At 73.4% G+C, this 14,272-nt stretch carries 12 protein-coding genes; 4 read left to right on the forward strand and 8 right to left on the reverse strand.

The annotated features are described in order from the left end of the window. Nucleotides 1-75: 75 nt before the first annotated feature. The 5 genes from KJS59_RS01875 to KJS59_RS31685 form a co-directional block, all read right to left on the reverse strand. Nucleotides 76-801 (reverse strand): YcnI family protein, encoded by a 726-nt coding sequence (locus KJS59_RS01875; protein WP_213450439.1) that lies wholly within the window; start codon nucleotides 799-801, stop codon nucleotides 76-78. Nucleotides 802-1,495: 694 nt separating this feature from the next. After that, complete coding sequence (locus tag KJS59_RS01880) at nucleotides 1,496-1,849, reverse strand: ArsR/SmtB family transcription factor (RefSeq protein ID WP_213450440.1); 354 nt, start codon at nucleotides 1,847-1,849, stop codon at nucleotides 1,496-1,498. A gap of 8 nt (nucleotides 1,850-1,857) precedes the next feature. After that, a complete protein-coding gene (locus KJS59_RS01885) occupies nucleotides 1,858-2,655 on the reverse strand; it encodes an ABC transporter permease (RefSeq protein ID WP_213450441.1) in 798 nt (265 codons plus the stop codon). Next, nucleotides 2,652-3,665, reverse strand: coding sequence for an ATP-binding cassette domain-containing protein (locus tag KJS59_RS01890; protein ID WP_213450442.1), 1,014 nt, complete (start codon nucleotides 3,663-3,665; stop codon nucleotides 2,652-2,654). Before KJS59_RS01890 ends, KJS59_RS01885 begins: the two co-directional genes overlap by 4 nt. Continuing rightward, nucleotides 3,665-3,787 carry a hypothetical protein gene (locus tag KJS59_RS31685; protein WP_283775735.1) on the reverse strand — a complete coding sequence of 41 codons (123 nt, stop codon included), beginning with the start codon at nucleotides 3,785-3,787 and terminating at the stop codon, nucleotides 3,665-3,667. The genes KJS59_RS01890 and KJS59_RS31685 overlap by 1 nt, the downstream gene beginning before the upstream one ends. A gap of 112 nt (nucleotides 3,788-3,899) precedes the next feature. On the opposite strand from KJS59_RS31685, the gene KJS59_RS01895 reads away from it, so the two are divergent. The 4 genes from KJS59_RS01895 to KJS59_RS01910 all read left to right on the forward strand — a co-directional run bounded on the left by KJS59_RS01895 (nucleotide 3,900) and on the right by KJS59_RS01910 (nucleotide 9,644). After that, nucleotides 3,900-4,247 (forward strand): DUF3147 family protein, encoded by a 348-nt coding sequence (locus KJS59_RS01895; protein ID WP_213450443.1) that lies wholly within the window; start codon nucleotides 3,900-3,902, stop codon nucleotides 4,245-4,247. After that, on the forward strand, nucleotides 4,244-4,663 hold the full coding sequence (locus KJS59_RS01900; RefSeq protein ID WP_213450444.1) for a DUF3147 family protein: 420 nt from the start codon (nucleotides 4,244-4,246) through the stop codon (nucleotides 4,661-4,663). The genes KJS59_RS01895 and KJS59_RS01900 overlap by 4 nt, the downstream gene beginning before the upstream one ends. Nucleotides 4,664-4,780: 117 nt before the next feature. Next, a complete protein-coding gene (locus tag KJS59_RS30830) occupies nucleotides 4,781-5,146 on the forward strand; it encodes a hypothetical protein (RefSeq protein WP_249713781.1) in 366 nt (121 codons plus the stop codon). 34 nt (nucleotides 5,147-5,180) lie between these two features. Continuing rightward, on the forward strand, nucleotides 5,181-9,644 hold the full coding sequence (locus KJS59_RS01910) for an HAD-IC family P-type ATPase (protein WP_213450445.1): 4,464 nt from the start codon (nucleotides 5,181-5,183) through the stop codon (nucleotides 9,642-9,644). Between the two features lie 188 nt (nucleotides 9,645-9,832). Here the strand turns inward: KJS59_RS01910 and KJS59_RS01915 are convergent, their stop codons facing one another. The 3 genes from KJS59_RS01915 to KJS59_RS01925 are packed head-to-tail and all read right to left on the reverse strand — an operon-like array spanning nucleotide 9,833 to nucleotide 13,736. Further along, nucleotides 9,833-12,880 (reverse strand): glycoside hydrolase family 9 protein, encoded by a 3,048-nt coding sequence (locus tag KJS59_RS01915; protein WP_249713782.1) that lies wholly within the window; start codon nucleotides 12,878-12,880, stop codon nucleotides 9,833-9,835. Next, entirely contained in the window at nucleotides 12,877-13,425 is a 549-nt protein-coding gene (locus KJS59_RS01920; RefSeq protein WP_213450446.1) for an MFS transporter, read from the reverse strand. Before KJS59_RS01920 ends, KJS59_RS01915 begins: the two co-directional genes overlap by 4 nt. Then, nucleotides 13,377-13,736, reverse strand: coding sequence for an MFS transporter (locus KJS59_RS01925; RefSeq protein WP_213450447.1), 360 nt, complete (start codon nucleotides 13,734-13,736; stop codon nucleotides 13,377-13,379). The genes KJS59_RS01920 and KJS59_RS01925 overlap by 49 nt, the downstream gene beginning before the upstream one ends. Nucleotides 13,737-14,272: the final 536 nt, after the last annotated feature.

Here is a 14,272-nt window from a genome sequence, read left to right on the forward strand (position 1 = left end):
GGCAGTCCACATCGGAGAGTCGCTGGCAGGCGCTCCGGGTCGGCCACCGATGCGGCCGACCCGGAGCGCACGGGTTCAGGAGCGGGCGCCGGTCGACGCGCCGGAGCGGCGGTACGCCAGCAGCGCGATGACGAGGGCGACCAGGCCGAGGGCGGATCCGGCGATGCCGAAGCCGGTCCCGGCGCCGCTCCCCCCGTCGCCGTCCGCCTTGGTCTCGGCCAGCAGAGCGGCCGTGGTGGGGGTCGCGGCGGCGCCGCCGGCGGCGGCCTTGGTCAGCTTGAGTACCGGCGCCGGATGCTCGGGCTCGGCGCCGTCGGTCGGGGTGTCGATCCAGCGCACGACATCGCCGTCGGAGTAGGTCTGCAGCGCCTTGAACACGATCTGGTCGACCTGGGGCAGCGGGCCGAGGGAGACCTCGAACTCCTGGAACGTGCCCGGCTTGATCACCGCGTCCGCGGCGGCGGTCCAGGTCACCTTCGAGACCGCCTCGGTCAGCTCCCCGTTGTGCGTCTTGACCGGCTGGGCGAGCTTGGCGCGGTCCGCCTGGGCGGTCCACCCGGCGACCGGCTTGAGGGACACCGACGCGATCGGGGTGTCGGCGGGGAAGGTGACCTCCAGCTTGACCGTGCTGGCGTCGTCCTTCTCGTTCGGTACCCGGAACGCGATTTTGGTGTACCCGCCCTGGGCGGCTTCCTTCGGGTTCACGGTCACGTGGGCCGACGCGGGCGCGGCGAGCACCAGGACGCCGGCGGCCACCGCGGCGAGCACCGCGGCGCCGCGCGTGAACAATGCAGTACGCATACGAGAGTCCTTCGTCGGTGTGGCTGCGCACGGGCCACCCTCGAGCGGCGGCGGCCCGGCGAGCGGGATGAGTGCGGGTTGACTACGCCGGGTTAGTCGGACGATGGCCCATAAAAGTTCCCGAACCGATTCAAAGCCCCTCCCGGGCCGGCACGTTCCGGCGGGCGGAGACGAGACCGGGGCGCGGGCGCCACCGGCGAGGTGGTGGTCATCGACGAACTCCTCACCCGCCAGTCACATCGAAGGACGAAAATGTGTTGCGGGGGTCGAGGAGGTAGTCGCTCACCGGGCAGCATCGGTTCCGGGCACCGCAAAAGTCTGATGTATAGGATGCCCCGCACCGAACCTCGCCCAGCTCAGCAGTGACCAACCGCACGATCAGGACGAAGCGGCCTCCTGCGCTCTGTCGGAGTCGTCGAGGAGGCCTCCGAGGCGCCGGAGGACGTGGCTGCGCCAGCCGCCGCCCATGATGCGCCGGGCCGTCTGCTGGCGTGGGTCGTCGGGGTCGAAGCCCGTGTGCTCGAGGATGAGCCGGGTGCCGTGCGGAGCGTGAACCGGTGGCCGTCGACGGCCGCGAAGTCGTTGGGCATGAGCCACTCGGCCATCAGCACGGGAGTCGTGAGGGCTCGCCACACCCGCGTGGGAGGGTGCGGGTAGTACTGGTCGACGCGGATCGTCGTAGGGCCCTCGGTGGTCATGCCCGGTCGGCTTCGTCGGGCGGCAGCGCGTCGAGGAGCCTGCCGAGGTCGGTGAGACGGTTCCGCCAGAACCGCTCGTAGGGGCCGAGCCAGTCGCGCACTTCGAGCAACGGCTCGGCGTTGATGGAGTAGAGCCGGAACCGGCCGTGCCGCGCCTCCGTGACGAGTCCGCATTCGCGCAACTCGCGCAGGTGCTCCGAGACCGAGGGCCGAGCCATGTCGAAGTGCGCGGCGAGGTCGGAGGCGGAACGGGGGCCATCGATGAGGAGGTCGAGCACGTCCCGCCGGGTGGGGTTCGCGAGCGCGGCGAACACCCGGTCGACGGGAAGGGTCTGCGATCGATGGGGCATGGAGCTTCCTAACGGCGCCGGTACAGGCTGACCGCGGCGACCGCGGCGGCGAGCAGGATCGCGGCCATCCAGGTCAGTCCGACGAGCACATAGTAGCCGCCGCCGTGGGACGCGTTGGCGAGTCTCGGGTCGCCGTGGGCGAGCCACCGCGCCGCCGCCACGAGCACCGTCACCGGCTGGTTGTCGGCGAAGCCGCGCAGCCAGTCCGGCATCGACCCGGCCGGGACGAACGCGCCCGACACGAAGGTGAGCGGCAGGACGACGAACCCGATCCCCTGCGCGCTCTGCACGTCGCGGGTCGCGACGCCGGCGAGGATGAAGACCCAGCCGAAGGTGAGAGCCACCAGCAGGCACCAGCCCAGCACGCCGAGCAGGCCCGCGAAGCCGACCCCCGGGCGGAATCCGACGGCGACGGCGATCGCGGCGGTCGCGAGCAGCGTGACCGCGGAGAGCCCCAGCTGGGCGAGCACGCGTCCGACCAGTGCCGCCGAGGGGGCGATGGGCAGGGACTTGAGCCGGTCGGTGACGCCGGTGCCCATGTCCTCGGCGACCGCGCCGCCGACGCCGATGACGGAGAACAGCATGCTGACGACGAGCAGGCCGGGCGCGAGGAACTGGACGTAGTCGAGCCCGCCGGTTCCGATGGCGCCGCCGAACACGTAACGGAAGATCAGCAGGAAGACCACGCTCTGCACCACCGACATGATGACCACGGCGGGTGTGCGGATGGTGGCGAGGGCGTGCCGCCGCGTGACCGCGAGCAGGGCGACCGGCCAGGCCGTGCGGCGGGGAGCCGAGACCGTCACCGGCCGCCCTCCGGCTTCCCGGCACCCGCCGGCTTCCCGGCACCCTCGGGCTGCTCAGCGCCCTCCGGCTCCCCGCCACCCTCGGGCTTCTCGGCGCCGACGAGGTCGAGGAAGACGTCGTCGAGGGTCGGCCGATGGATGGTCAGCTCACGCACCTCGATCCCCCGCGCGCCCAGATCGGCGAACACGCCGAGCGCCTCGCGCGCGCCGGACCTGGACGACCAGGTCACGCTCATCCGCTCCGCGTCGATCCGGCAGTCGCCGGGCACGGACTGCGCGGCGACGGCCGCGTGCTCGGGGCGGTCGACGGCGATGGTGACGGTCTCGCCGGCGACCCGGGACTTGAGCCGCGCGGGCGAGCCGTGGGCGACGATCCCGCCCTCGTTCAGAACGACGACGTTGCCCGCGAGGGCGTCCGCCTCTTCGAGGTACTGGGTGGTCAGCAGCACGTCGGTCCCTTCGCGGGTGAGTTCGGCGACCGCGTCCCAGAGCTGCCGGCGGCTGAGCGGGTCGAGCCCGGTGGTCGGCTCGTCCAGCAGGACGAGCGCGGGTCGGGCGACGAGGCTGACGGCGAGGTCCAGGCGCCGGCGCTGGCCGCCGCTGTAGCCGCCGGCGACGCGGTCGGCGACCGCTTCGAGGCCGAGCCGCCCCAGCGCGGACTCCGCCGCGTGCCGGGCCGCCCGCGCGCCGAGCCCGCTCAGCCGGCCGAAGACCCGGAGGTTCTCGCGGCCCGTGAGCTTCGGTTCGACCGCCGCGTGCTGGCCGGCCAGCCCGATCACTCCCCGCACCGCCGCTGCCTCCCGGCGCACGTCGTGGCCGGCGACCCGGGCGGTCCCGCCATCCGGCCGGACGACGGTGGAGAGGATGGACACGAGCGTGGTCTTCCCCGCGCCGTTCGGGCCGAGCAGCGCGTGCACGATGCCGCTTTCGAGCGCCAGGTCGATGCCGCGCAGGGCCGGCCGCCCCCGGTACGACTTGACGAGCCGCTCGGTTTCGATGATGGCGGACATCAGGCGAACGGGAGGGCGAAGCCGTCGGGCCGCACGGTGAAGCCGAGCCTGCCGGCGTCGGCGAGCACGGGGTCCTGGGCCGTGACGAACAGCGTGCCGTTCTTCGGGGTCGAGATCGTCATACCGGCCAGAATAGGTAGGAGATATCCTACGCATCAAACGTAGGAGATAACCTACGCTTTGGTACGGGTACCAGCCGCGACTACCCGTTGCCTAACGGGGGAGACGCCCCACATGGGTGCACGGGCCGCCGAGGTGGCGTTGAAGGCGCTGGCGGGCGGGCTGTTCGTCCTGGCGTTCGTCGCGATCGCCCAGATCGTCGTGCCGAAACGGTTCGCCGGGGTGTTCTCGGCCGCGCCGTCGGTGGCACTGGGCACCCTGCTGGTCACGGTGATGTTCAGCGGTGCGGCGGAGGTCGCGCGATCGGTGCGGGGCATGGCCGTCGGGGCGGTCGCGCTCACGATCTACTGCGTGGTGGCGGTCGCCCTGCTGCGGCGGTGGGGCGTCTGGCGCGGATCGGCGGCCGCGCTGGGCGCCTGGGTCGTCACGGCGGCGCTCGGCTACCTGCTGGTCCTGTCGTGAACGGCATCGGGGCCAGGCCCGCCGAGATCGCCCGGACCAGGCGTCGGGACTGGCTGATCCGCTTCGCCTTCGGCGCCGGCATCTCGGGTGTCGCCGGCCTGGTGGGCGCGCTGGCCGGTCCCCTGGTCGGCGGCGCCTTCCTCGCCTTCCCGGCGATCCTGCTGGCCAGCCTGACACTGGTCGCGGAGGAGAACGGCCCGAGGCAGGCACGCGACGAGGCGCGGGGGGCCACCTTCGGCGCGGTCGGGCTGCTGGTGTTCGCGCTGGTTCTCACCGCGGCGGCACCCCGTTGGCCGCTATGGATCGCGTTTCCGGTCGCGACCGCGGCCTGGGTGGTCGTCTCGCTCGGCCTGTACGCGCTCACCTGCGCGTTCGGGCGCGATCGGGACGAGCCGAACCACGGGCCCACCCGGTAGCACCGACTACCCCGGTCGGGCCGGGGTACCCGAGTGGAGGGCCGGAACGGCCGCAACCCGGGAAGGTGCCGCGGCGCACGCCGGACGGCCCCGGCGATCGGAGCGAGGAGGCCAGTCATGGCTACGTCAACCGTTGAGGCAGGGCACGGTGACCGCCCGGGCGGCGAGGGACACGGCGACAACCCGGGCCCGGCGGGGCCCGGCGGGCAGCCGTCCGGTGCGACGCTCCAGCCGGCGCCGCCGGCCAGCGAGCACGCCCGGGCCGCGGCGTCCAGCACCTCCCGCTCCACCGAGTTCACCCTGCCGCTGCTCGGCACGGTGAAGCTGCCGCCCGCCGACGATCTGGCGTTCCTGGGCGGGATCGGGGTGCTCGCCCTGGTCGGGGCGGTCGAGTGGCCGATCGCGGTCGTGCTCGGCGCCGGTCACGCCCTGGCCACCACCCGCCGCGACCGGGTGCTGCACGGGGCCAGCCAGGCCCACTGACGGGTGTTACCGGTCCCGGGAGGACCCCTTGGGCTTGGCGGCACTCGTGCGCGGTCCGGCGCGGGCCGTACTCGGACTGGCACACGTCGCGTCCGACTCCACCGGCCGCAAGGAACGCCCGACCGGCACGCCACCCACCGACGACCGGCTGTCCATCGACGTGGCGGGCGTCGACCGCCCGGACGCCGCCGAGTTCCGGCACGAGCTGTGTGCGGCGGTACAGGCGCTGCCCGGCGTCTGCTGGGCGGTGGTGAACGCTCCGACGCGACGCCTCGTGGTCGGGCTCGGGCAGCCCGCGGCGGGATGCGCGGACGTGCTCGCCGCGATCGAGTCGGTGCGGGCGCGGCTCCCGCAACCGGCGGACCCGCCCGCGGCGGAGGAGGCGGAGGCGCCGGAGCCACCGGACGACGAGGCACCGGTCCGGCGGGCGGTGACCGCCCTGGCCGCGGACGCCGCCGGGCTGGCCATGGTGACCGTTGGACGGGTGACCGGCCGGGTGCCCGGGTCGGTCGAGGCCGCCGCGCTCATGGCCGCCGCCGACACGCAGCCGCGGGTCCGCACGGCCCTGGACCGGGCGCTCGGCCGGCCGCGCGCCGAGACCGTGCTCGCGCTCGGCAACGCCATGGCTCAGGGCTTCGTCGGCGGGGCGTTGGGGCTCGGCCTGGACGTGCTGCAGCGGCTGGGTCAACTCGCCGAGGTCCGCGCCCGCCGGGACGGCTGGCATGCCCACCGGCGCCGGCTCCACGGGGACGCGGAGCGGACGGCCGCCGCGCCGGTGGTGGTCCAGCGGCCCCGGCCGTTGCCGGACGGGGAGGTGGAACGGTACGCCCTTCGCTCGGCCCGGGTCGCCGCCGGCGCCGGGGTGGCCCTGGCCGCCGGTGGGGGCCGCCGCGCGGCGGCGATCGCCGTGGCGACGCTTCCGAAGGCCGCCGGCGCGGGCCGGGAGGCGTTCGCCGCCCACCTCGGCCGGATGCTCGCCCGCCGGCACGTCCAGGTGATGGACCGGCAGGTGCTGCGCCGCCTGGACCGGGTCGACACTGTCGTCCTCGACGCCCGCGTCCTGACCAGCGGGCAGTGGATGGTCGCCGAGGTGCGGCCGCTGCCCGGGACCGAAGCCGACCAGGCGGGGCTGCGCGTATATGACCTGTTCGGACAGTCCGCGGTGGATGGGCCGGTCGAGCGGGACGGGTGGCTGCTGGGGCCGGTCGATCGGCTGCGCCTGCGCGGCCCCACCGCCGCCTCGCAACGGCAGCGGCTGCGGCGGGACGGGGCCGTCGTGCTGGGCCTGGCCGAGGACAAGCGCCTGCGGGCACTCGTGATCCTGTCACCCCAACCCGCCGTCAACGGCGACGCGCTGATCGCCGCGGCCCGCCGCGCGAAGGCCGACCTGGTGTTCGCCGGTGACCGCCCGGCCCTCGCCGCCCACACCGGCGGGCGCGACCTTCCGGGAGGGGACCGGCTGCTGGACACCGTGCGCGCGTTACAGGCCGACGGGCGGGTGGTGCTGCTGGTCTCCGACCGGGCGGCGCCGCTCGGCAACGCCGACTGCGGCATCGGCGTCGACACGCCGCAGGGCCGGACGCCGTGGGGGGCGCACCTGCTCGTCGGCGCCGACCTGGACGCCGCGGCGCTGCTCATCGACGCGGTGGACGCCGCCCGCACGGTCTGCCATCGCGGTGTGCGGCTGGCCGCGGCCGGCTCGGCCATCGGCGCGGTCAGCACGGTGACCGACCAACCCGACGGCGCCGCCCGGCGGGCCATGCGCGCGGTCAACACCGCCGCCGCGCTGTCGCTGGCCCACGGGGCGTGGGCGGCGTCCGCGCTCGCCCACCGCCCGGCAACGCCACCGCTGCCGCTCACCCCCTGGCACAGCCTGCCGGTCGAGAACGCACTGTCCATGGTCGACAGCGACGGTGACGGGCTGTCCACGGCGCAGGCGCACGACCGCCACCGCCCGGACGCGCGGGTGACCCAGCCGCCGCCGAGCCTGCTCCGGGCGTTCGCCGCGGAGCTGACCAATCCGCTCACGCCGATCCTCACCGGCGGCGCCGCCCTCTCGGCGGCCACCGGCTCCGCCGTCGACGCCGGCATCATCCTCGGAGCGAGCGCCCTCGGCGCCGGGATCAGCGCGGTGCAGACCACGATCGCGGACCGGGCCATGGCCGACCTGTTCGCCCGCTCCACGGTCACCGCCACCGTCCGCCGGGACGGCGCCGCCGCGCGGGTACCCGCCGACGAACTCGTCCCCGGGGACGTCGTGACCCTGGGCCCCGGCGACGTCGTGCCGGCCGACTGCCGCCTGATCGAGGCGCGCGGCCTGGAGATGGACGAGTCCTCGCTGACCGGCGAGTCGCTGCCGGTGACCAAGGCGGCCGCCCCGGTCGTGGCCTCGGACGTGTCGGAGCGCGCATCCATGGTCTACGAGGGGACCACGGTCGCCGCGGGCCACGGAGCCGCCGTGGTCGTGGCGACCGGCTCCGGCACCGAGACCGGCCGCAGCATCGCCACGGCGCAGCAGGCCGCACCACCGTCCGGTGTGGAGCAGCGGCTGGCCCGGATCACCCGCGTGACGCTGCCCGTCGCGCTCGGATCGGGCGCCGCCGTCATGGCCTCCGGGCTGCTGCGTGGCCAGCCCCTGCGGCAGACCATCGGCACCGGGGTCGGACTCGCGGTGGCCAGCGTCCCCGAGGGGTTGCCGTTCCTGGCCAGCGCCGCCCAGACGGCCGCCGCCCGGCGGCTGTCGCGCCGCGGCGCCCTGGTCCGTTCCGCCCGCACCATCGAAGCGCTCGGGCGCGTGAACGTCCTGTGCTTCGACAAGACCGGCACCCTGACCCAGGGCCACATCCGCCTCGCCGCGGTCAGCGACGCCGGCACCACCCGTTCGCTGGCCGACCTCACCGACCGGCACCGGCACATCCTGGCCGCGGGGCTGCGCGCCACCGCCCTGCCGGCACCCGACCAACCCCCCGCGCAGTTGACCGACCGGGCCGTGCGCGCCGGCGCCGAGCAGGCTCGCGTCGGGGCCGATCACAAGGCACCGGGGTGGCGGGTGACCTCGCTCGTGCCGTTCGAGGCCAGCCGCGGCTACCACGCCGCCCTCGGCGGCACGGACGCGGGCCCGCTGCTGTCCGTGAAGGGCGCACCGGAGCGCGTCCTGCCCCGGTGCACGAGCTACCGGGACGAGCACGGCGGCGACCAGCCCCTCGCCGGGCACGTCCAGGACCGCGTGCGGGCGCACCTGCACCGGCTAACCAGCGAGGGCTACCGGGTCCTCGCGGTCGCCGAGAGCGACCGCCGCGGCGACGGCGACCTGACCGACGACGCGGTGGCCGAGCTGTGCTTCCTGGGCTTCCTCGCCCTCGCGGACCCGGTCCGGGCGGCCGCCGCCGCGTCCCTGGCGCGGCTACGCTCCGCCGGCGCCCAGATCGTCATGATCACCGGCGACCATCCGAGCACCGCCGAGGCCATCGCGCGGGACCTGGGCATCCTCGACGGCCGCCGGGTCGTCACCGGCGCCGACATCGACGCGCTTGATGACGAGTCGCTCACCGCACTCGTGCCGCACACCGCCGTGGTCGCCCGGGCCACTCCCGCGCACAAGGTCCGCGTCGTGCGGGCGTTCCAGGCCAACGGGCGGGTCGTCGCGATGACCGGCGACGGCGCGAACGACGCCGCCGCCATCCGGCTGGCCGATGTGGGCATCGCGATCGGCCGGCGCAGCACGCCGGCCGCCCGCACGGCCGCCGACATCGTCATCACCGACGACCGGCTCGAAACCATCATCCTCGCCCTGGTGCAGGGCCGGGCCGTGTGGCGGGCCGTGCGCGAGGCCCTGGCCGTCCTCGTCGGCGGGAACCTGGGCGAGATCGGCTTCACCGTCCTCGCGGCCGCCGTCACCGGTACCAGCCCGCTCAACGCCCGGCAGCTGCTGCTGGTCAACCTGCTCACCGACCTCGCGCCCGCCCTGGCGATCGCGCTGCGCCACCCCGACCAGACCAGTGTGGACACGCTGCTCGCGGAGGGTCCCGACACCTCCCTCGGGCCGGCGCTCACCCGCGACATCGCGGTCCGCGCGGCCGCCACCGCCGCCGGCGCCGCCGTCGCCTGGGTCCCCGCCCGGTTCACCGGACGCGACGTGCGCGCCCGCACCGTCGCCCTCGCCGCGCTCGTCGGCAGCCAACTCGGCCAGACCCTGATCGTCGGGGGCCGGGACCCGGCGGTGGCCGCCGCCAGCCTCGGCTCGGCCGCCGCCCTCGCCGCCGTGATCCAGGTTCCCGGGCTCAGCCAGTTCTTCGGCTGCACCCCCCTCGGTCCCGTCGGCTGGACGCTGGCGGCCGCCGGCCTCACGGTCGGCACCGGACTTCCCCTGCTCCTGCGGCACGTTCCCGAACCGGCGCGACGCGCCATCGAGGACTACCTGGACCCCGACCACCTGGCGGCGCTCGCCAGCCGGGGGCCGGCCGCCGACATCCTCGCGCGCTTTCGGCCGGCGGAGTAGGAACAGCAGCACCGGATCCACGACCCTCGTCATGGTCCACGGAGCTGCCCGCGAACATCCACCGCCAGCCCGGCCGTGGGCGGCAGGAGCGAGCCGGTCCACGGAGCCCCAAATCGTTGACTTGCGGAAGCCCTCTCGTCGCACGCGAAGCCCCGCCGGCCTGCGCGGCCGGCGGGGCGGATACGCGCCTACTGCACGGTGCAGGCGGTGCCGTTGATGGTGAGCAGCCGTGGGTTCGGGTTGGTGTAGCGGCCACCCATGGTGGCGTTGAACCCGACGAACACGGTGGCACCCGGTTGGATGCGGGAATTCCAGGACTCGTTGAGCACCGTCACCGTCGCCCCGGACTGGCTGGAGCGGCCCGACCACGACTCGCGGACCCGCTGGTCACCGGTGAAGGCGAAGCGCATCGTCCAGCCGTCGATGGTGGTGGTACCGGTGTTGGTCACCTCCACCTGGGTGGTGAAGCCGCCCCCCTCCGGCCACGTGCCGTAGTTGACGTAACGGGCACTGCACGTCGGCGCCGCGACGGGCTGGTCGGCGCCCTGGTCGTCCAGGAACGACGCCATCCAGGCCAGCGCCGAGTTCCAGTTGATCGCGACCTCGTTGGTGGAGTACGAGTTGATGTCGTCGACGTAGCAGAACATCGGCTTGCAGCCGGCGAGCAACTGCTGGGCGAAGGCATCGTCGAGGAAGGAGTTGGCGCCGCCGGCCAGCGACCCCGCGGGCGGGTTCGGCAGGGCCGGGTCGAGTTGGTTGCCGTAGATGCGGCTGTGCTGGTTCTTCGAGGCTTTCTCGCCCCACCCGGTCACATAGGACTGGTTGAGCGCGTTGCGGCCCAGGAGGTAGTCGATCGCCTCCACCGCGCCGTCCCGGTAGCGGGACTGCCCGGAGATGTCGAAGGCGGTGGCCAGCACCGTGATGCTGTTGAGCAGGTTGCCGTTGCCGCCCCAGAAGTAGGCGCCCGCATGGCCCAGCATCGGCATCCCGTACGCCTGGGCGCCGGCCATGTCGAGGTAGCTGTCGGCGGCGTCCAACACCGACCTGCGGATGCGGGTCAGCTCGCCGGCCGGGAGTCCGCTCGGGACGGTGGCCAGGTCCAGGCGGGCCACCGCGGCCATGGCGGCCGAGTGGAAACCGGTGACGCTGAACGGGTTCGCGGTGTTGTGCGGCGAGGCGGTCACGTCGGCGAGATAGCCGGCCTCGCCGGTGGTGAGGTAGAGCTCCGCCGCGGCCCAGTAGAACTCGTCCGTGACGTCGTTGTCGTTGTAGGCCCCGCCGCCGTTGCCGTCGCTGGGGTCGGCGTAGATGGCCGGATTCGCCTTCGCCGCCGCGTACGCCTTCTTCGCCGCGGCCAGCGCCCGGTCGGCGAAAGCCTTGTCGTAGGGGGCGAACAGCCGCGCCGCCTGGGCCGCGGCGGCGGCCAGGTTCAGGGTCGCCGAGGTGGACGGCGGGTGCAGTTCGCGCGGCTGCGGGTCGTCCTGCGGCTGCATGGGCAGGCCGGTCCAGACCCGGTCGTGCACCTTGTGGAAGACCATGCCCGCCTTCGGCTTGCCGTCGGGCACCTGCATGCGCAGCATGAACTCCAGTTCCCAGCGCGCCTCGTCCAGGACGTCCGGCACGCCGTTGCCGCGCTCGGGCACCCGCAGGGTCGAATCGCCGAGCGCCGCGCCGAACCCGCCGGTCGGGGCGGTCTTGGTGCGCTCGAAGGCGCCCATCAGCTGGGCACTGGCCATGCCGCCGTTGACCACGTACTTGCCCTGGTCACCCGCGTCGTACCAGCCGCCGCGCACGTCGAGCCGGTAGTCGCACACCCCGGGCTGGCAGGGCACGTCGGTGTCGCCCTGGTTGGGCGCCACCCCGAGGTGGCCCGCCGGGCGGGCGTACTGCTCGCCGACCAGGGCACCGTCGATGGCGATGCCGCTGCGCTGGATGTAGAAGAACTGCAACGTGTCCGACCTGAGCTGGCGGTAGATCGAGCCGGAGATGTCGAACGGGTAGCTGGCTTCGCCGTCTGCCACCAGCGTGTATCCGGTGGCGGCCGCCCCGTACCCGGAGAAGTCGATGGTGTGCACGTTCTGGCCGGACGCCTGGTCCACGCCGCGCGGGGTGGTCTGCCCCAAGGCCACCACGGCGCCGGCGGCGTCGCGCAACTGCCAGGGCATGGCCACGGTGCTTTCGGTGACGAGCGTGGCGTGCTTCGGGCCGTTCGGCAGGTACCCGGTCTGGTTGACCCGCACCCGTGGCCCGGTGTCGGGCGCATACGGCGGTACCTCCTCGCCGCCGCGCAGCGACACGTTGTCCACGCACATGGTGTAGGCCGCCGCGTTCCCGCCGACCTGGAAGGCGACCTGGGCGATGTGGGTGTCCTCGGTCGCGGTAAAGCTGTACTCGTAGTGGGCGCCCGCCGCCGGTATCGGGATCTCGTGGCCGAGGTAGGACGTGAACGGTTCCGCACCGAGCTGCACCGTCACCCGGATCGTGGCGCCCGGGTCGGCCGAGGCGTCGAAGGAGAAGGCGTACTCGCTGCCCGCCAGCAGCGTGATGTCGCTCTGCCCCAGGCCCGCGTCCCACGGTTGGGCCAGCCCGCCCGGCACGTCAGCGCAGAATTCGCCGTCGCGGACGCCCGACGAGGTGGTGCCGTACGTGAACCACCCGGCGGTGCCCTGGTCGAAGCGGCCGTTCTTCACCTGCTCCGGTCCGCCGGCCGGCGGACCGTCGTACTCACTGGACAGTGACACGTCGTCGAGGCAGAAGGTGAAGGGGACGGGCGCACCGATCTGGAAGGTGACGCCGCTGTTGGTCGAGTCGAGGTCGGACGTGAAAGTGTAGGTGAAGGTCTGCGCCGCGGGCGTCAGCGCGACCTCGCGCGACAGCGGTGCGGTGTACGGCTCCTCGTTGAGCTGTACGGTGGTCCGCACCGTGCTGGCGGTGCTGGCCGAGGCGGTGAAGGTCAGCGTGTACCTGGCGCCGTTGACCAGCGGGATGTCATTGTGGCCGATCATGACATCCCAGGGGTTCTCGCTTCCCGCCGGGACGTCGGCGCAGGCCCGACCCGCGTTGACGGTCAGCGCGGTGTTCGCGCTCGACCACCAGGGCGCGGTGCCGCTGTCAAAGGTGCCGTTGGTGATGTGCTCTACCGGCGCCGCGTGCGCCGGCGGGGTGGCGGACATGAGGCTGGCAAGCAGCGTCGCGGCCACGATCGCGCCGGCCCGCCTTCGGGTGGATGATTTCACGTGGACGGCCTCTCCGATGGCATAGAGGGGTATCTCTGGGAACGCTCCCAAAACCGGATGCTGTCAGGACGCCCTTCCACTGTCAATCGAAGATGATCTTTGCGATTACCTCCGGTCCGGCCAGCCAGAACACCGGGCCGATACCGATGGCAAACGACGCGATGTACAGCAGCAGCGCGCCCAGCGCCAGCCCGGGCGCGGCCTGCTGCAGCGCCGTGGACCAGGCCGGTGAACGACAGGATCGTCGGCGCGTAGTAGATCACCGTGTTGATCCCGATCAACTGCTGGAAGGCGGCCAGGCCCGCCCCGACGACCAGCATCGGGCGCACCCGCGCCGACAGCAGCGCGTGCCGCCCGGCCCGCGCGGCCGTGGCATGCTCGATGCCGTCCAGTTCCTCCTTCACCTCGTCGGTACCGCGCAGCCGCCGCAGCACCCGCCGGGCGTCGTCGCGACGGCCGTGCCCGACCGGCCAGCGCGGGCTGTCCGGGACGAACATCATCCCCACCGCGAGCACGATGCCGGGGACGCCGGCCAGGCCCAGCATCTACCGCCAGTTGCTGGGCATGTCCCTGAGGGCGAAAGGCCCAGCACGAACCGGGCACCGATGATGGCGCCACGGCGACCCCACCGGTTGGCCAGCCGCCCGGCCACCAACGCCCCGACCACGGCGCCGACGAGCAACGAGGACACGATTGCCTGCTGGTCGAGATCCGAGGCCGCATGCAGGTCGTGCCTGATGTACAGCAGCGCGCCGCCGATGACGCCGGTGTCGTAGCCGAACAGGAAGCCACCGATGGCGGCCACCACGGCCACCCGCAGCAACAGGCGGCTGCGTCTGGACCCCACCTCCCGCATGAAGCCAGGCACGCGCGTCTCCCCACCCCGGACTGATGCGGATGCTCGCGTTCCAGGGGGCAACGCCTGGGGTCCCTGGCCAGGCCAGGGACCAGGTGGCGTGGAAGGCACCGACGGTAACCTCTTACCGACAGCGACGGCCCGGAACTTGTCACTGATCCTCAGAACTTGTCATTGAGCTCCGCAAACGCCAGGAGCTGCTGATGGACGTCTATCACTGATGGTCAACGCTGGGACGGGGTTTTTCGGGGGGGTAAACGGGGGGCCATCGTGCCAGGGCGGATCGGTTGCGTCGCGGTCAGGCCGGTTCAGCGCGGCGGATGCTTGTCGCGGCAGCCAGTCAAAGATCAACGGCCACATCCTGATGCCGTGTCGCTCCGCCCGGGGCTGGTGGCTGGGTGAGTGGGCGGTGGCTCGCTGAGGCACCGTCCTCAATACAAGGACGAGCGCGGGTGGTGCGTACTCGGCGGCGGCCGAGTCATCACCATCCGGCCCGATTTCGTTCTGCTGTGCGAGATCCTGGAGCGACCTCACCT

The sequence above is a fragment of the Rhizomonospora bruguierae genome (assembly GCF_018397995.1).
GTDB lineage: Bacteria > Actinomycetota > Actinomycetes > Mycobacteriales > Micromonosporaceae > Rhizomonospora > Rhizomonospora bruguierae.

What these genes read in the sequence shown, in the direction of transcription:
- KJS59_RS01880 (WP_213450440.1), bottom strand. Translation starts at nt 1,849, where the DNA reads ATGCCCCATCGATCGCAGACCCTTCCCGTCGACCGGGTGTTCGCCGCG.
- KJS59_RS31685 (WP_283775735.1), bottom strand. Translation starts at nt 3,787, where the DNA reads ATGACGATCTCGACCCCGAAGAACGGCACGCTGTTCGTCACGGCCCAG.
- KJS59_RS01895 (WP_213450443.1), top strand. Translation starts at nt 3,900, where the DNA reads ATGGGTGCACGGGCCGCCGAGGTGGCGTTGAAGGCGCTGGCGGGCGGG.
- KJS59_RS01890 (WP_213450442.1), bottom strand. Translation starts at nt 3,665, where the DNA reads ATGTCCGCCATCATCGAAACCGAGCGGCTCGTCAAGTCGTACCGGGGG.
- KJS59_RS01925 (WP_213450447.1), bottom strand. Translation starts at nt 13,736, where the DNA reads ATGCGGGAGGTGGGGTCCAGACGCAGCCGCCTGTTGCTGCGGGTGGCC.
- KJS59_RS01920 (WP_213450446.1), bottom strand. Translation starts at nt 13,425, where the DNA reads ATGCTGGGCCTGGCCGGCGTCCCCGGCATCGTGCTCGCGGTGGGGATG.
- KJS59_RS01875 (WP_213450439.1), bottom strand. Translation starts at nt 801, where the DNA reads ATGCGTACTGCATTGTTCACGCGCGGCGCCGCGGTGCTCGCCGCGGTG.
- KJS59_RS30830 (WP_249713781.1), top strand. Translation starts at nt 4,781, where the DNA reads ATGGCTACGTCAACCGTTGAGGCAGGGCACGGTGACCGCCCGGGCGGC.